Genomic DNA, 17,085 nt, shown 5'->3' on the forward strand with positions numbered 1-17,085 from the left:
GTTGAGCAAGCACATATAAGTATGTTTTCTACTCAAGGAATTCTTATAATAAATGTGATAAAGCCGGATCAACGACTATACGATTTTCCATAGCTGTGCGTCCTAATAACATTCTAAACTTCATTGACGCACGACTTGTTAATGTAATTTCTATTGGCCAACTAAATTCGCCAGCATGTAATGTAGTTTCAATAAAGTAACGCAATTCTTTTTGGCCACTAGAGCTGGTAACGTACTTCATTTTTTTAACTTTGGCATTGCAGGTAATTTGCGTTTGCTCGTCTTCTTGCAATGGTTGGGCTATAAATTTAACCCATTTTTCGCCTTCCACTTCATATTCTTCAATATTAATTGCATGAATACAGGAAGTACGCGCACCGGTATCTATTTTTGCTTTAATTTGCTCGATGCCCAGCTCGGGTAAACTCAACCACTCACGCCAACCAACTGTTATTTTTGTCGTCATAAATGTGCCCTTAGTAAAAAAAGTGTTTTATACGCTACAGCAAATAAAACACCAACAAAATAAATTAATCTACTCGATAAGCCGATTTGATTGACCTTTTAAGTTAACTCGTTTAACAATGCAGCTCTTACGTATGCATTTAACCATAAGCTAAAACATAAGTTTTTGTTGCTAAACTCAGTTTAACATATACAAAGTAAAGCTAAATTTTATTTATTTAACTAGGGTCTGTTGACCTTTACGAATTAATATTTGTTCAAACTAGGGGCAATTTAATCGCGGCGCGAGGTTTGTAACCTAGTGGGCTAAGTAAAAATCGAGCAACAAAGAGTTAACTGCCCCTAGGCAGAACCCTTCGGGCAGCGCCTATTTGGCATTGATGCTGTGTTATCGTCTATGTATGGGGAATAACCACACTCTGCCTTGCCTAAATACCAAATAGACTGCTGAAAATTTAACCTTGAAAGATAAACAGATCCTAAATACATTACAGTTAACTGTATTAAAAATATACTATCGATGAGAAATTATTATGATTAATGGCTTACTTCATGCGCTTATTCTTGATGAAAAAGGCGGTGCACGCCCCATAGAAAACAGCAAGCAATTACACCAATGGCAACCTACTGATGGAAAACTGTGGGTGCATATGGACTACAGCCAAACAGATGCGGTGGATTGGTTAAAAAACTGCGGGCTGTTAAACGACTATGAACTGGAATCACTCACTGCTGATGAAACGCGTCCACGAATAACGCCAACAACTAATGGCCATATGTTATTTTTACGCGGGATCAACTTAAACCCAGCACAAAGCCCTGAAGACATGGTATCTATTCGGTTATTTATAAATAACGATGTGGTGATCACCACGCGTAAGCGCCGATTATTATCAGTGCAAGATATTCTAGCCTCGTTGAATAATAATGAGGGGCCATGCAGTATTTCTGAATTGGTGTGTACATTAGCGCACAAGCTCACTTCACGTATGCAAACAGTAATTGATGAGCTAGATGAAAGCTTAGATGATTTTGAAGAGGAAATTGATGAGCCCAGTAAAAAGTTTGATAACCAAGGCTTGTCGCAACTTCGCCGTCAAACCATCGCGCTAAAACGTTACTTAAAACCACAAAAAGAAGCACTCAGTAGCATGGTTAATAATCATTACCCATGGCTTTTTGACGATGATAAAGCCAAGCTAAATGAAACCACCAATTTACTTATTCGCTATTTAGAAGAGCTCGATAGTTCAATAGAGCGCGCACTTGTTATCCAACAAACCATTACAAATCAGGTCTCTGAGCAATTAAATCAGCGGATGTATGTAATGTCGGTGGTAGCTGCTTTATTTTTACCGCTGGGCTTTTTAACGGGATTATTGGGGGTCAATGTCGGCGGTATACCTGGAACAGAAAGCCCCTATGCATTCACTGCATTTGTGGTGTTTTTAATTGTTTTAACTGGTGGGATTGGTATTTACTTTAAAAATAAAAAGTGGCTGTAATTACAATACAGATCCAACAAGGCACAAAAAAGGCGAACATATTGTTCGCCTTTTGCATTGGTAATCCTTACTCTTGAAAGTAAGTGCCCCAACCGTCGTATTCAACATCGCATTCAACAGCAAGTTGCGCGAGTTTATCAACGTCTTCCATTATAACGTCGACATCTAATTCGGCTTCAACAACAATGTCAAAACTCCAAATTTTTTCACCGTCTTCAAGCTCAAGTTCTGCTGGCTCTTCTACATCGTAACCTAGTTTAAACGCAGCCAATGCCGCTTGTTCTAACTTAGTAAAATCTTCACATACAAAGTGGTGTTCTACTTCATAAAGAATTTCTGGATCAGAACCATCTTCAAGTAGTGAAGTTACGATGTCTTCACTTATTTCACGCCAGTTTTCCATTATTTCTCTCTCACTTGAGCATCTAATTCTGTTATTTTAGCAGCCATAATACTGTGCACACTTTTAGCATGTTCACGGGCACTGATACTGTTATCAAGTGCTATGGGGGCTAACATTTCAATGTAAATTGTACCATTATCCCAGCGATTTAGTTTAATGGTTTTATCGGTTGTGTTCATACATACTGGCACAACAGGCACCTCTGCACTCATTGCGGTATGAAATGCACCGGTTTTAAAAGGGAGTAAACCACGACCATAACTACGCGTCCCCTCAGGGAACATCCACACCGATAAGCCTTTTTGTTTTATTTTAGCCGCTGCTTTTGAGATTGTGCCAGCAGCTTTTGAACGATTTGAACGGTCGATTAAAATATTACCCGACAACCAATAAAGCTGCCCAAAAAATGGGATCCATTTAAGACTTTTTTTGCCAACGCTCACACAATTTTTTGGTACCATGGCTGGAATAGTAAATAAATCGTAGCTATTTTGATGATTCGCTACATACACAGCAGGCCCCACCTTAAGCGCATCGGGATGGTATTTTAGTTCTAATTTAACCCCAAGCATTTTAGCCATTGAGCCAAACCAACTTGCAATAACGTGCACATTATTAGGATGAAATGGTCTAAATATTGATAACAACAAACCAAAAAAACAACTTAATAATATAAACAACAGCATTATTAAAATACGTATAACAGCTAGCAAGTGCGCCTCTCCAATATAACCACAATCATGTATTGTTTTATTATAACGTTATTTTGTTGCGCAGACGAGAAAATAGCGCACAAGCGTTCGCTGAAATAAAACAGTCATAAAAAAACGGCTTACCTAAGTAAGCCGTTATCTAGTTTAGTCTAATTTTCCGAGTGTTTTAACTTTGCTCAGTATCTGAATTTGGCTCATCCACTTGCTGAGGTGTTAACTCTACCACGGCTTCATCAACGCGCTGTAAACCACGAGGTAACTTGTTCCCTCTGCGGCCTCGCTCGCCATGGTAATGCTCAAGGTCGCTTGGTTTGAGCGTCAATTTACGCTTACCTGCATGCAGCGTAACACTGCTGCCTTGCGGCACAACAGCTAATACTTTTACAAACTCTTCGCGCGCTTGTACTTTAGCGCCCGGAATAGAAATAATCTTATTGCCCTTGCCTTTACCTAGCTTAGGTAAATCACGCAGTGGGAATAACAACATTCGCCCCTCGTTAGAAATTGCCATACAGTAATCACTGGCAACGTCATTAACGCGAATTGGCGAAAGTAACACACCACCTTTTGGCACACTCACTAAGGCTTTACCGTTTTTGTTTTTACTGACTAAATCTTTAAAGTCAGTAATAAAGCCATAACCGGCATCAGAAGCCATTAGCAATACTTGAGCGTCTTCACCCATAACTACGTGCTCAAAGCTTGCGCCTGAGGTTAAGTTAAAGCGCCCTGTCATAGGCTCGCCTTGGCTTCTTGCAGAAGGAAGGCTATGGGCATCGGTCGCAAATGCACGCCCTGCTGAATCTAAAAATACCGCAGGTTGATTACTTTTACCTCGCGCTGATGCTCTATAGCCATCACCGGCACGGTAATTTAACCCTTCTACATCTAAGTCATGACCCTTACCAACACGTGCCCAGCCTTTATCAGATAAAACAACAGTCACAGACTCTGAAGGGATTAAATCTTTTTCGCTCAGAGCTTTGGCTTCCACACGCTCAATAACAGGTGAGCGACGATCGTCGCCATACATTTCTGCGGCTTCTTGAATTTCTTTTTTAAGCAACGTCGACATGCGACGGTCTGAGCCTAATGTTTGCTCTAATTTGTCACGCTCTTTGGCTAATTCGTCTTGCTCACCACGAATTTTAAACTCTTCAAGCTTTGCTAAATGGCGAAGTTTTAATTCTAAAATGGCTTCCGCTTGAATATCAGTTAACTCAAAGCGTTCCATTAATAATGGTTTAGGCTTATCTTCAGAGCGGATAATTTCTATAACTTCGTCAATATTTAAAAAGGCAGCAAGCAAGCCCTCTAAAATATGTAATCTTGCGAGTACTTTATCGAGTCGGTATTGCAAACGACGACGCACTGTTTCACGTCTAAAGGTTAACCATTCAGTTAAAATACTACGTAAGTCTTTAACCTGTGGACGGCCATCTAAGCCCAGCATGTTTAAGTTTACGCGGTAATTTTTTTCAAGATCAGTTGTTGCAAATAAGTGCGCCATTAATGGCTCAGCTTTAATTCGGTTTGAACGCGGCACAATCACAATACGGGTTGGATTTTCGTGATCAGACTCATCACGTAAGTCAGCCACCATTGGTAACTTTTTAGCGTTCATTTGCGCTGCAATTTGCTCAAGTACTTTTGCACCCGAACATTGGTGCGGCAAAGCGGTAATGACGATATCGCCCTGCTCTTCACAATACACTGCACGCATTTTAATTGAGCCACGGCCGGTTTTATAAATTTTGTGAATATCAGCTTTAGGCGTAATTATTTCAGCATCGGTTGGGTAATCTGGCGCATGCACTAAATCCAGTAACTCTTCGAGCTCTGTTTTTGGCTTATCAAGTAATAAACAACAGGCACTGGCCACTTCACGCACATTATGCGGTGGTATATCGGTTGCCATACCCACAGCAATACCAGTTACCCCATTAAGTAATATATGCGGTAAGCGCGATGGCAACACTAAAGGCTCATCCATTGTGCCATCGAAGTTTGGCGTCCAATCAACGGTCCCTTGGCCTAATTCTTTGAGTAATACCTCAGAGAATTTAGATAAACGCGCTTCAGTGTAACGCATTGCCGCAAATGACTTAGGATCATCAGCTGCACCCCAGTTACCTTGACCATCAACCAAGGGGTAGCGATAAGAGAACGGCTGCGCCATTAGTACCATGGCTTCATAACAGGCACTATCACCATGAGGATGGTATTTACCTAATACGTCACCCACGGTACGGGCTGATTTTTTATATTTTGCATTTGCCGATAATCCCAACTCACTCATCGCATAAATAATACGACGTTGCACTGGTTTTAGGCCGTCACCAACGTGCGGTAAGGCACGATCCATGATCACGTACATTGAATAATTTAAATAGGCGTCTTCAGTAAAACGCCCCATTGTTTGTTGTTCAATTCCTTGCATTAGCAAGGTATCTGTATCACTCATTAAAGCTTACCTAGTTTTTCTTATAGCTTACGCGGTAAATTACGTTTGCGTAATCATCGCTTACCAATAGACTGCCATCATTTAATTGTGCAAATGCAACAGGGCGTCCAAATGTCGTTTCGTCTTGCATAAAGCCGGTGATCAGTGGCGTATACTTTGTTACCTTGGCATTTTCTATAGTTGCCACTGCCACTTTATAACCGACCTTTTTAGAGCGGTTCCATGAACCGTGCTCAGCTACAAATAACTGTTGTTTATAGCTATCAGGGAACTGCTTGCCGGTGTAAAAATGAATACCTAATGGCGCAACATGCGCACCTAATGCCAATGCAGGTTGAGTGTAGTCAGCAATGCTTTTGCCTTCACCAAACTCCGGATCAACAATAACGCCGCCATGCACGTATGGAAAACCAAAATGTTCTTCTTCTTTAGTGATGCGGTTTAGCTCATCGGGTGGAATATCATCCCCCATCATGTCGCGGCCATTATCGCTAAACCATAGCATTTGCGTGCTAGGGTGAAAGTCAAAGCCTACAGTATTGCGCACACCTTTGGCTAAAGTGGTTATTTCTTTGGTGTCGGTGTTTAACGAAAAAATACGACCAAACCGAGGATCTTCTTCGCAAATATTACAGGGAACACCCACCGGAATAATCAGCTCGCCGTTTGGCGCAAAGCGTAAAAATTTCCAGCCATGGTGGCGCTCTGACGGTAAATCGCTATAAAACACTTCATACTCAGGGTTTTTGAGGTGTTTATCGATATTTTTAAAACGAATAATACGGTGCACTTCACCGACATATAAGTCACCGTCTTTAATCGCTAAACCCGAGGGCATATTCAGTCCCTCTGCAATCACTATTTTTTTATCTGCAACGCCGTCGCTGTTATGATCAATCAATGCATACACATTACCCGCATTACGCGAACCTGCATACACTATACCTCGGCTTGATACTGCAATTTGCCGAGCATTTTCAACATCATCAGCAAATAAGCTTATTTCAAACCCTGGGGCAGCCGTCAGCTTGTCGAGAATATTTTTCGCCATCACTGGCGATGACATAAAGCCGACTAACAACAGTGTGCTAAATAGTCTTTTCATTTGCCTCTCCTGTAGCCCAAAGGCTTATTAAACTTGTGCTTTGTTACCGTGATCTTCAAGCCATTGGCGGCGATCTGATGAACGCTTTTTAGCAAGTAACATATCCATCATTTCCATTGTTTGTTCTTCTTCATCAAGTGTTAGCTGCACTAAACGACGGGTATTTGGATCCATGGTTGTTTCACGCAATTGTAGCGGGTTCATTTCACCCAAGCCTTTAAAGCGTTGCACGTTTACCTTACCGCGTTTTTTCTCTGCTTCTATACGCGCTAAAATGCCCGTTTTTTCATCTTCATCAAGCGCGTAATAAACATCTTTACCAATATCAATTCTAAACAGCGGTGGCATAGCAACATACACATGCCCAGTTTTTACCAATTGTGGGAAGTGGCGCACAAATAAGGCACACAATAAAGTGGCAATGTGCAGTCCATCCGAGTCAGCATCCGCTAATATACATATTTTATTGTAACGCAGCCCTGATAAATCACTTGAATCGGGGTCAATACCCAATGCCACTGAAATATCATGCACTTCTTGAGAGGCCAAAATTTGCCCTGATTCTACTTCCCAAGTATTTAAAATTTTACCTCTTAGTGGCATGATTGCTTGGAACTCACGATCTCGCGCTTGTTTAGCTGAGCCACCCGCTGAATCACCCTCTACTAAAAACAATTCCGTGCGGTCATTATCAGCAGCACTACAATCGGTCAATTTGCCTGGTAATGCAGGGCCTGAAGTAACACGTTTACGAACTACTTTTTTAGCCGCGCGTAAGCGACGCTGTGCATTTGAAATACACAATTCAGAAAGTAACTCTGCGGTGTCAGTGTGCTCATTTAGCCATAAGCTAAAGGCATCTTTTACGACACCCGATACAAACGCAGCACATGAACGTGATGAGAGTTTTTCTTTGGTTTGCCCTGCAAATTGTGGGTCTTGCATTTTTACCGACAATACATAACTACAACGTTCCCAAATATCATCTGGGGTGAGCTTTACACCACGTGGTAATAAGTTTCTAAATTCACAAAATTCACGCATCGCCTCTAAAAGCCCTTGGCGCAGGCCATTTACGTGGGTGCCACCTTGTGCGGTAGGAATTAAGTTTACATAACTTTCGGCTGTTGACTCACCGCCTTCAGGCATCCATACAACGGCCCAATCAGCGCCTTCAATAGAACTTGAAAACTCACCTACAAATGGGTCTTTAGGCAGTATTTCATAGCCTTTAACTGCTTCTACTAAATAATCTTTTAAGCCGGTTTCATAAAACCACTCTTGGGTTTCTTTCGTTTGTTTATTTACAAACTTAATACGCAAACCTGGGCATAGTACCGCTTTGGCTTTTAATAAATGGTTAAGCTTAGTCAGTGAAAAGTTAGCAGAATCAAAATAGCTGGTATCTGGCCAAAAGCGCACGGTAGTACCGGTATTGCGTTTACCCACTGAGCCAATAACATTTAAATCTTCAACTTTATCGCCATGCTCAAAAGCCATTCTAAATTGCTGTGCGTCACGGCGAACCGTTACTTCCACACGGGTAGATAGCGCATTAACGACCGAGATACCTACCCCATGCAAACCACCAGAGAACTGGTAATTTTTATTTGAAAATTTACCACCTGCGTGTAATTTGGTGAATATTAGTTCAACCCCAGGAATACCTTCTTCAGGGTGAATATCTATCGGCATACCCCGACCATCATCGCTCACTTCAAGTGAGTTATCTTCATGCAAAATGACATCAATACGCGTCGCATGCCCGGCCATTGCTTCATCAACACTGTTATCAATAACCTCTTGGCCTAAATGATTGGGGCGCGATGTGTCTGTATACATGCCTGGGCGGCGTTTTACCGGCTCTAATCCATTAAGTACTTCAATGGCTTCGGCGTTATAATTTTGTTGAGTCATAGTTTTTATCTTTATATACGCTAATATCTGATTTTAAGAAAATCGACAATGCTTGAAAAAGCTCGCTCAAAGCCATTAAAGCTATGATCGCCGCCAAATTCAATTAACTGTTTACATTGTGAGTAATACTTTATTGCGTGCTGAAAATTTAACACTTCATCCCCTGTTTGCTGTAATAAATACAACAGTTCAGGGTGTTTTAACTCTGTCACCGTTAATGCTTTTAACGCATCTATATGACGAGATTGTAATTGGTAATTATAATCTTGATACGGATTATAATTAGGCCCAAGTATAGGCTCTAATAATGTATATGGGGCAACGGCAGGATTAATTACCACCGCAGGAATTTGATAACGCTGCGATAAATACGTGGCAAAAAAACCACCTAACGAGCTGCCCAATAATACGGTATTCGGTGTTAATAGTTGTTCAAGCGCTATAATCGCCTCTATAGGTTCATGATTTAAGCGCGGCACACAATAATCAACATCATAGTGTGCCATAAGCTCACCAAAGCGCACAGCTTTATATGATTTTTCAGAGCTATTAAAACCGTGAATATAGATTACTCGTTTAACCATACCACGTCCGTGCGTATATGCACCTTTTGTTGCTCAGCATTTAAGTGCAGCATACGATAAGCCGCCCCTTTATCTTCTTGCTGCCAAGTAGCACTGTGCTTTGTAAACTGCACGGAACTGGCCGGTGTCGCGTAAATATCAAGCTCTCTAAATTGCTGTTGGTAGTCATTGTGAACATGCCCATGAAACAGCGCATCAACGCGGCCATTATTAACTAATAAATTTAATAGCTGCGGCCCATTTTCTAGCATGTGTTTGTCTAGGTAGCCATTAATAGGCAGTGGGTTGTGATGACAAAATGCAATATGACGATTATCTGAATCGACTAAACACGCCATAATTTCCTCTAAATGCGAGGGCGTCACCCACCCAGCAGGGGTATTTCCTTTAGAATTAATTAATATCAGTTCAAACCCTTGCGCCACAATATGTTTAGCGCGTTGTATTTGCCCGCCACTAATTAAATTGAGCTGATCAATTTCATCATGATTGCCGGGAACCCAAAATACGGGGCAATCAAGGTCACTATTATGAATCAGTTCAGCAAATAATAAATAGGAATTAAAGCTGTGATCTTGGGTTAAATCGCCACCAAATATCAAGGCATCAGGCTGCTGTTTTGCTATATCTGTAAGTGCCCTAGTAAAATGTTCTGCGGTGTTAACCCCAAAATACTCGCCCTGCTTATCGCTAAAAAGGTGACAATCCGTTATATGGGCTATACGAAGCTGGGCTTGCTCAAAATAATACGTATCATCAAACCAAGCCATTATTTACATCCCAATTAAGTGTTGATTGACCTCGCTCTACACAGGCAACCAACCAATCATATAAAAAAGCATTCAACTGATACTTTTCATCTTTTTGATGCATCTTAGGATTAGGGTAGCCATAGGAAGGTTTGATTCGTTGGTGGTAATCATGATGGACAATTTCGGCTACTTTAGCATCATTATATAAGCGCACAGTTAAATACAAAGGCGAAATACCACTTACCATTCCTGATAACTGTTTAATAGATACATCAAGGGTGTACTTGGCATTGTCATCTATGTTGATGGCAAATTCACTGTGGCCCAGTTTGATTTCTCTAACACTGCCAATCGCTCGTTCACTAGGTAGTAATTTTAAAAGGCGTACGTAATTATGCTCACAAAGTGTTAAATACTTTGGAAGGCTTTGAATGTATCGATTAGTCGTTAAAAGTGCTGTCAAAATACCGCCATTACTATTAAAAAATTAAAAACTATGCCCACTTCTTACGTATTCTGTCGCGATTTAGTGCTAACCATTGCAAGCAAATTACCGTAGCCGCATTATCTATCTCGCCACGATTGAGTCGCTCAAATGCTTCATCTAAATCCATAATATGCGTTTTAATATCTTCACCTTCGGTGTCTAAGCCATATATACCGGTATTAATTTGGCTTAAGTCGGCGTGAGCTAAATATAAATATAAACGCTCTGTAGTACCGCCGGGGCTGGAAAGGTAAGACAACATAAACTCAAGTTCTGTTAAATTAAGTCCCGCTTCTTCAAACGCTTCTTTTTTAACAACCGACTCGTAATCTTCACTGCCATCGGTCATGCCCGCTATACATTCTAACAGCCAAGGCGTGTGTTTGCTTTTAATTGCGCCAATTCGAATTTGTTCAATTAGCAGCACTTGCTCAGTTACTGGGTCATAAGGTAAAACTGCGACCGCATCTCCGCGTTCAAGAATTTCTCGACGAATAACCTCAGACTCTCCACCCGCAAATAAGGCATGCTTAAATTGATAAAGGTTTATTTTAAAAAAACCATCATACAAATTTTCAATTGGTTTTAATCTCACATCGTCATGGGTAAATTTAATACGACTTTTATTCGCCATCTATTCTTTCCTTTTTGAGGGTGCAAATACATCAACGTCATTTAGGTATATATTCTGTTACACTTGAGAACGCTGTTTTACTAATTTTTTTTTAGTTATTAGTTAAAACAGGTTAACATGCTACTAGTACAAAAATTGTCTAAGGACCGAACATCACATGAAAAAGAACATCCTTGCTGCACTGGTTAGTTTATCATGCGCATTGGGCTCAACCGTAGCCAATGCAGAAGATTTACTTCAAGTTTTTGAAATCGCAACAGCCAACGATCCTACCGTTTTAAAAGCAAAAGCCCAAGCTGATGCACAATCATACCAAAGCGATCGCGCTATGAGCGCACTATTACCGCAAATTGGTTTAAGCATGAGTTATGAAAAAAGTGACTCGACCTCTTTTCAAAGCGTAGGCGATTTATCAAACCAAGTTAAAGTCGAAAGTGAAACGGACCAATTCAGACGTGGTATTAGCTTAAGCCAAACGCTATTTGATTTGGGCGCGTGGAATTCACTCGGCATTGCTGACAAACAAGCACTGCAAGCTAGTGGCCAGTACGATTTTGCTAAACAAGATTTAATAGTACGTGTGGCTGAAGGCTATTTTAACGTATTAAGCGCTATTGATAACCTTGAATTTGTACAAGCTGAAAAACGTGCCATTGAGCGCCAACTTGAACAAACTAAACAACGTTACGCTGTAGGTTTAACGGCTATTACCGATGTACATGAAGCACAAGCACAATTTGATAACTCAGTAGCGCAAGAAATCATTGCTAATAATGCGGTAGAAACAGCCCGTGAGCAACTACGTGAGATCACCGGTAAATACCATGCAAAGCTAGATATGTTAAACACCGAAACGTTTTCTACTGTTAAGCCAAGTACACCTGCAACTGATTTAGTTAAAATAGCGAAAGACAAAAACTTAAATCTGCAAGTATCAAAAATAACGGTTGATATCGCTAAAGAGCAAATTGAACTTGCTAAAGCAGGGCATTATCCAAAACTAACTTTAAATGCTAGTTACGGCGACTCATTAACAGATAGCGAGTTAAATGGCGCTAGTTTTGACGACCAGCCTCGTTCAGATTCAACATCTGTTGGACTTAACTTTAGCGTACCACTTTACTCTGGTGGCGCAACGGTTGCTGCAACAGATCAAGCACGTGCATTTTACGTTGCTGCGAGCCAAGATTTTGAAACGGATTATCGCGCAGTAACTCGCTCTGTTATTACTTCTTATAACCAAGTGGTATCTGATATTGCGACCTATAAAGCGCTTGAACAAGCGGTTATTTCAGCACAAAGCGCATTAAAAGCCACTGAAGCGGGTTTTGAAGTGGGTACACGTACCATTGTTGATGTGCTCGTCAGTACGCAAAACTTATACAACGCAAAGCGTAATCTTGCTGATGTGCGTTATCGCTATGTTGTGTCAACGCTTCGTCTAAAACAAGCAACAGGCACATTAAGCCGCGAAGACTTAGTGGGTATAAACCAAGGTTTAAACACGGTTAACTAAACACTATATTTCATTATATAACCACTAAAGCCAGCTTTTTGCTGGCTTTTTGTATTTTTGAGCGCATAGCGTTAAACTAGCCTTTTATTTTTAGAGAAATTTTTGTGGTCAACTCATCCCCTTTTAAAGCCTCTTTTTTAGGTCCTCGTTATTGGCTAACTTGGATTGGTGTCTTATTTTTATATCTCATTTCATGGTTACCACAAAAAATACAATTAGCTATGGGTAAGCAGCTAGGACGCTTGGTTCATAAATATATGAAGCGCAGAAGGCATATTGCTGAAGTTAATATTAAACACTGTTTCCCCACGATGAGCGAAGCCGAGCAACAACAGCTGGTACTTAAAAATATGGAAAATACCGGTATTGCTATGGTTGAAACCGGTATGGCTTGGTGGTGGCCACAATGGCGGGTCAAAAAAGTATTGGGATCAATAAAAGGGCTTGAGCACTTTGAGCGCGTACAACAATCAGGAAAAGGCGTTTTATTACTTGTTCCACATATACTTCACCTTGAAATGACAAGTCGTGTAATGGGTTTGAAGTGCCAAGGTATTGGCTTTTACCGCCCACATAATAATCCGCTTATGGAATACTTTACTACCAATGGGCGTCTTCGCTCTAATGAATACATGGTTGGAAAAAAAGACGTAAAAGGATTATTAAAATCATTAAAAAATAAAAAGCTGTGTTATTACTTACCCGATCAGGATTATGGCCGTAACCGCTGTGAGTTTGTGCCTTTTTATGCAGTACCTGATACAGCAACAACCACCGGAACACTAATGTTTGCAGGTAGTAAAAACTGCGAAACAATGAGCTTAATTGCTTATAGGGATAACAACGGAAAGTATCACTTAGAAATCGTGCCTGAGCTTGAAAACTTCCCGAGCGGCGATAATAAAGCCGATGTAACACGTGTTAATCAGCGCATGGAACAATCAATAAATGCCGCCCCTGAACAATATATGTGGTTGCATAGACGTTTTAAAACACGACCCGATAAAGACGCCCCCTCTTTTTATTAAAGGTGGGTTATTAAAATAACAAAGATGAGTGACAGCCATGTGGTTTTGGATTAGATATATACTTTTAGCTTTATTGTTAATTGGTGCAGCCATTTACTTTTTACTAAATGGTACGTCGTCACTTAATTATCAACAAACCACCAACGCTGCTGCTGAAGGGTTATCGCGGTTTTATGCATCAATTCGAGATAGAATTACTGTCAATAAAGACAATGACAAATTTGTCATTGAACTCGAAAAACCCGATCTTAGCCTCGACAGAGCGCTAAACCAACGCTCTTTTGTAGTAGAGCCTATGCCTTTAAATTGGAGTGGAGAAGTAGGCCCGCGCCGCTTTCAACGTGACTCAACCTTGCGTACTGTACTGACCCAATATGCTAATAACGAAGGTATTACTTTAATGTGGTACTTAAACAAAGATTACGTAATAAAAGATCACTTTCGTATAGATAGCAGTTTTAACTCCGCTTTATACCGCGTTAGCCGCTCTATTAATGATGACTTTTCAAATGAAGTGTATGCGTTTTTCTGCCCTAAACAACGTGCAGCGGTGATTACCGAGCTACCGTCTGAATTTGTACGCTCAAACTGTTTAAAGCTAAGCAATTAACTACATTCGGTTTAATTTTGTTGATATGCGCTCAAATATTGCTGAGCGCATAACATTAAATTGCTCAATCTAGCCCAAATATTGCCTTCCAAACCGTGCTAACATTATTGATATTTTCACTAAACTCTTCTCGTTTAACGCAGCGACCTTGCTGGTCTAAGCTCAACACATGATAGCGTGAGCGATAGTCTATATACGCTTGAATAAGCTGCTGTTTTTGAATATCGCTGATACAGCCAATTTTAGCCGCATCAGTTAAAATTCTCACATTGTCAGAATTATCGCATAAGTGGGTAAACTCATGGGCATGTTTTAATACCAAGTATTGCGTTATAAACTCAATATCGGTCATGGCACCCACATCTTGTTTTAAGTCAAATTGCTGCGCATTGCCTTTAGCCAAATGGCCACGCATTTTTTCGCGCATTTTAATCACGTCTGCTTTTAAAGTATCTTCATCACGTTGTTGGCACAATATCTCGGCGCGAATTTGTGCAAACCGTGTTACTAATTCAGCTTGACCTAAAATCAGCCTCGCTCTAACCAGCGCTTGATGCTCCCATGTCCATGCTTGCGTTTGCTGATAATGATTAAAGCTTTCTAGGTTAATAGCTAATAGTCCTGATGCACCTTCTGGACGCAGACGAGTATCTAACTCATATAAAATACCTGAGGCGGTACGGGTATTAAATAAATGCATTAATCGTTGTGCGAGTTTTAAATAAAACTGCCTTGAGTCAATCGCTTTATCACCATTGGTGTAGCTTGTACCATCATGGTTATGCACAAAGACTAAATCGAGATCCGAGTCATAACCCACCTCAAAACCGCCAGTTTTACCATACGCAATAACCGCAAACCCCTTGTTTTCATCATCGGTGTTAGGTGGCATACCAAAGCGTTTTACGCAGTGGTACCACGCAATATTTACAGCCTGATCGACTATAGCTTCAGCCAATGCTGTTAAGTGATCGCTTACTTTCATTACATCAATAACGCCCGTCGCATCAGCTGCGGCAATGCGTAATTGATGGGTTTGCTTAAACTGGCGCAGCGCTTCCATTTGCTGCTCTAAATCGTCATGTTCAATGCGTAAAAAATACTGTCTTATTTCATCTTTATACGCAGTTAATGGGGTTGGCTTGTAAAGCACAGCTGGGTCGATAAGTTCATCGAGCAAAATGGGGTATAATGAAATATGCTCGCCAATCCATTTACTGTGACAACAAAGTAAAACCAATTGTTTTAGCGTTCCTGGATTTTCATACAGCAACTCTAGATAAGCGGTGCGCGAAATAATTTTATTTAATATTTGGCATACCGTTGCAAAGGCGCTAGCACTGGCATTAAAGTCGTTTAACTGTTTAAGTAATGCCGGCATTAATTTATCAAGAATATCGCGCCCACGATTGCCTACTTTAGCTTTAGAAAGTCGTTGTTTAAAGTCGTATAATGGTGTTTGCCACTCATCTCTGGGCTCATTTAAAAAGCTAACATCGCCGTGATCCCAAGCACTAATAAACGCCCCTTCACAGGTATCAAGTGGTTCAGTTTCTTCGCCTATAACCTGTGTAAATTCGTTATGTATTTGGCTCATCACATGTTCTATTTTCACAAGCGTTGCAGCAAAATCTGCCTGAGCGAGCAACACATTGAGTCGCTGTTGATTTAGCTCATCATCGGGCAGTGTTTGTGTTTGTTGATCATCAAATATTTGTAGGTATTGCTCTACTTTGCGTAAGTATAAGTAATTGCTTTTTAAATCTTTAGCTTCAAGCTCATCAATAACTTGGCTTAGTGTTAACTCTTTTAATGCAATTAATAAAGATTGGGTTTGTAAGTTTGCCTCTCTGCCACCTCGCACCATTTGCAAAGCCTGAACAATAAACTCCACTTCGCGAATGCCACCACCACCTAACTTAATATTATTGGTTAAGCGCTTACGACGCACCTCTTGGGCAATCATAAGCTTCATTTTTCTTAGCGACTCAATAACCGAAAAATCAATATAACGGCGATACACAAAAGGCTTTAATAACGTATTAAACTCCTGCCAATAAATGTTAGGCGTGCCAATTAAGCGCCCTTTTAACATCGCGTAGCGCTCCCAATCACGCCCTTGCTCTTGGTAGTAATCTTCAATGGCATTAAAGCTCATTACCAACGGACCACTTTCCCCAAATGGTCGCAAACGCATATCTACGCGAAAAACTTGGCCATCGACCGTACATTGATTAAGTGCTGTAATTAGCTTTTGGGCAACTTTAGTATAAAAGACAGATGCTTCAAGCGAGCGACGCCCACCTTGGGTTTTAACATTGCGAGGATATGCAAAAATAAGATCGATATCAGATGAATAATTGAGTTCTTGTCCACCTAGTTTACCCATTCCTAATACCATTAACGGTAACGGGTTGTTGTGCTCATCCAATGGCTCACCATTGGTTTTAGCAACATTTTTATAAGCCCATTGATTAGCACTGTCGATCAGTTTATTAGCAAGTTCACTAATATATTTAATACTATTTTCAATCGGGTTTTTGCAGCATAAATCTAAAAAAGCCACCTTTAACCAGTATTTTTCTCGGTATTGGCGCAGTAACTTATGGCACTCACTCTCTTCTATTTTAGTTATATCTAGCTGTGTAAAAGGGTCTAAAATTTCTCTATTTTTAATTTCGTGTTCACACAGTAACCAAGACAGTAGCGCAGGTTGAGAGCTTAAGCTGCGCCAAGCAAAATCACTTAACGCCAATAGCCGTATTATCTGCTGCTGGTTTTGTTGCTCTGGGTACAGCGCGGCAAAGCGTGTTTCACCGAGTTTTTGTAATTCAATAGGAAGCTGCGTGTCGTTACTCATCAATACCCTCTTTTATCTCACCAATAACCATACTAGAATGGT

The 17,085-nt window shown here is 40.6% G+C and carries 15 protein-coding genes; 4 read left to right on the forward strand and 11 right to left on the reverse strand.

Annotated elements, in window-relative coordinates:
* Window positions 1-43: 43 nt before the first annotated feature.
* Window positions 44-466, reverse strand: a complete 423-nt coding sequence (locus PSM_RS12530) for an ATP-dependent zinc protease family protein (RefSeq protein ID WP_008110607.1) — start codon at window positions 464-466, stop codon at window positions 44-46.
* A 532-nt stretch (window positions 467-998) separates the two neighbouring features.
* Here PSM_RS12530 and zntB point away from each other — a divergent pair.
* Window positions 999-1,970: a zinc transporter ZntB gene (gene zntB / locus PSM_RS12535; protein WP_013465832.1), complete on the forward strand. Its 972-nt coding sequence runs from the start codon at window positions 999-1,001 to the stop codon at window positions 1,968-1,970.
* A 67-nt stretch (window positions 1,971-2,037) separates the two neighbouring features.
* Here zntB and rraB read toward each other — a convergent pair whose 3' ends face one another.
* The 9 genes from rraB to PSM_RS12580 form a co-directional block, all read right to left on the reverse strand.
* Window positions 2,038-2,373, reverse strand: a complete 336-nt coding sequence (gene rraB / locus PSM_RS12540) for a ribonuclease E inhibitor RraB (protein WP_008110603.1) — start codon at window positions 2,371-2,373, stop codon at window positions 2,038-2,040.
* On the reverse strand, window positions 2,373-3,086 hold the full coding sequence (locus PSM_RS12545; protein ID WP_029610024.1) for a 1-acylglycerol-3-phosphate O-acyltransferase: 714 nt from the start codon (window positions 3,084-3,086) through the stop codon (window positions 2,373-2,375). The genes rraB and PSM_RS12545 overlap by 1 nt, the downstream gene beginning before the upstream one ends.
* A 166-nt stretch (window positions 3,087-3,252) precedes the next feature.
* Window positions 3,253-5,550, reverse strand: coding sequence for a DNA topoisomerase IV subunit A (parC, locus tag PSM_RS12550; protein WP_013465834.1), 2,298 nt, complete (start codon window positions 5,548-5,550; stop codon window positions 3,253-3,255).
* Window positions 5,551-5,560: 10 nt separating this feature from the next.
* Complete coding sequence (locus tag PSM_RS12555; protein WP_013465835.1) at window positions 5,561-6,655, reverse strand: PQQ-dependent sugar dehydrogenase; 1,095 nt, start codon at window positions 6,653-6,655, stop codon at window positions 5,561-5,563.
* A gap of 27 nt (window positions 6,656-6,682) precedes the next feature.
* Window positions 6,683-8,572: a DNA topoisomerase IV subunit B gene (gene parE, locus PSM_RS12560; protein WP_013465836.1), complete on the reverse strand. Its 1,890-nt coding sequence runs from the start codon at window positions 8,570-8,572 to the stop codon at window positions 6,683-6,685.
* A gap of 20 nt (window positions 8,573-8,592) precedes the next feature.
* Window positions 8,593-9,156, reverse strand: coding sequence for a YqiA/YcfP family alpha/beta fold hydrolase (locus PSM_RS12565; protein WP_008110593.1), 564 nt, complete (start codon window positions 9,154-9,156; stop codon window positions 8,593-8,595).
* Entirely contained in the window at window positions 9,141-9,926 is a 786-nt protein-coding gene (locus PSM_RS12570; protein ID WP_013465837.1) for a metallophosphoesterase, read from the reverse strand. The genes PSM_RS12565 and PSM_RS12570 overlap by 16 nt, the downstream gene beginning before the upstream one ends.
* Window positions 9,913-10,371 (reverse strand): DUF1249 domain-containing protein, encoded by a 459-nt coding sequence (locus PSM_RS12575; RefSeq protein WP_013465838.1) that lies wholly within the window; start codon window positions 10,369-10,371, stop codon window positions 9,913-9,915. The genes PSM_RS12570 and PSM_RS12575 overlap by 14 nt, the downstream gene beginning before the upstream one ends.
* A gap of 31 nt (window positions 10,372-10,402) precedes the next feature.
* Window positions 10,403-11,029 carry an NUDIX domain-containing protein gene (locus tag PSM_RS12580; RefSeq protein WP_013465839.1) on the reverse strand — a complete coding sequence of 209 codons (627 nt, stop codon included), beginning with the start codon at window positions 11,027-11,029 and terminating at the stop codon, window positions 10,403-10,405.
* A gap of 157 nt (window positions 11,030-11,186) precedes the next feature.
* Here PSM_RS12580 and tolC point away from each other — a divergent pair, with 157 nt between their 5' ends.
* From tolC to PSM_RS12595, 3 genes are all read left to right on the forward strand, one after another.
* The gene (gene tolC, locus PSM_RS12585; protein ID WP_013465840.1) at window positions 11,187-12,545 is read left to right on the forward strand and encodes an outer membrane channel protein TolC; all 1,359 of its coding nucleotides are present in this window, start codon (window positions 11,187-11,189) and stop codon (window positions 12,543-12,545) included.
* A 104-nt stretch (window positions 12,546-12,649) separates the two neighbouring features.
* Window positions 12,650-13,573, forward strand: coding sequence for an LpxL/LpxP family Kdo(2)-lipid IV(A) lauroyl/palmitoleoyl acyltransferase (lpxL, locus tag PSM_RS12590; protein ID WP_013465841.1), 924 nt, complete (start codon window positions 12,650-12,652; stop codon window positions 13,571-13,573).
* Between the two features lie 37 nt (window positions 13,574-13,610).
* On the forward strand, window positions 13,611-14,183 hold the full coding sequence (locus PSM_RS12595) for a toxin co-regulated pilus biosynthesis Q family protein (RefSeq protein ID WP_013465842.1): 573 nt from the start codon (window positions 13,611-13,613) through the stop codon (window positions 14,181-14,183).
* Window positions 14,184-14,247: 64 nt separating this feature from the next.
* Here the strand turns inward: PSM_RS12595 and glnE are convergent, their stop codons facing one another.
* Complete coding sequence (gene glnE, locus PSM_RS12600; RefSeq protein WP_013465843.1) at window positions 14,248-17,043, reverse strand: bifunctional [glutamate--ammonia ligase]-adenylyl-L-tyrosine phosphorylase/[glutamate--ammonia-ligase] adenylyltransferase; 2,796 nt, start codon at window positions 17,041-17,043, stop codon at window positions 14,248-14,250.
* Between the last annotated feature and the right edge of the window lie 42 nt (window positions 17,044-17,085).

The sequence above is a fragment of the Pseudoalteromonas sp. SM9913 genome, from assembly GCF_000184065.1.
Taxonomy (GTDB): Bacteria; Pseudomonadota; Gammaproteobacteria; order Enterobacterales; family Alteromonadaceae; genus Pseudoalteromonas; species Pseudoalteromonas tetraodonis.

What these genes read in the sequence shown, in the direction of transcription:
- PSM_RS12530 (WP_008110607.1), bottom strand. Translation starts at nt 466, where the DNA reads ATGACGACAAAAATAACAGTTGGTTGGCGTGAGTGGTTGAGTTTACCC.
- zntB (WP_013465832.1), top strand. Translation starts at nt 999, where the DNA reads ATGATTAATGGCTTACTTCATGCGCTTATTCTTGATGAAAAAGGCGGT.
- rraB (WP_008110603.1), bottom strand. Translation starts at nt 2,373, where the DNA reads ATGGAAAACTGGCGTGAAATAAGTGAAGACATCGTAACTTCACTACTT.
- parC (WP_013465834.1), bottom strand. Translation starts at nt 5,550, where the DNA reads ATGAGTGATACAGATACCTTGCTAATGCAAGGAATTGAACAACAAACA.
- PSM_RS12555 (WP_013465835.1), bottom strand. Translation starts at nt 6,655, where the DNA reads ATGAAAAGACTATTTAGCACACTGTTGTTAGTCGGCTTTATGTCATCG.
- parE (WP_013465836.1), bottom strand. Translation starts at nt 8,572, where the DNA reads ATGACTCAACAAAATTATAACGCCGAAGCCATTGAAGTACTTAATGGA.
- PSM_RS12565 (WP_008110593.1), bottom strand. Translation starts at nt 9,156, where the DNA reads ATGGTTAAACGAGTAATCTATATTCACGGTTTTAATAGCTCTGAAAAA.
- PSM_RS12570 (WP_013465837.1), bottom strand. Translation starts at nt 9,926, where the DNA reads ATGGCTTGGTTTGATGATACGTATTATTTTGAGCAAGCCCAGCTTCGT.
- PSM_RS12580 (WP_013465839.1), bottom strand. Translation starts at nt 11,029, where the DNA reads ATGGCGAATAAAAGTCGTATTAAATTTACCCATGACGATGTGAGATTA.
- tolC (WP_013465840.1), top strand. Translation starts at nt 11,187, where the DNA reads ATGAAAAAGAACATCCTTGCTGCACTGGTTAGTTTATCATGCGCATTG.
- PSM_RS12595 (WP_013465842.1), top strand. Translation starts at nt 13,611, where the DNA reads ATGTGGTTTTGGATTAGATATATACTTTTAGCTTTATTGTTAATTGGT.
- glnE (WP_013465843.1), bottom strand. Translation starts at nt 17,043, where the DNA reads ATGAGTAACGACACGCAGCTTCCTATTGAATTACAAAAACTCGGTGAA.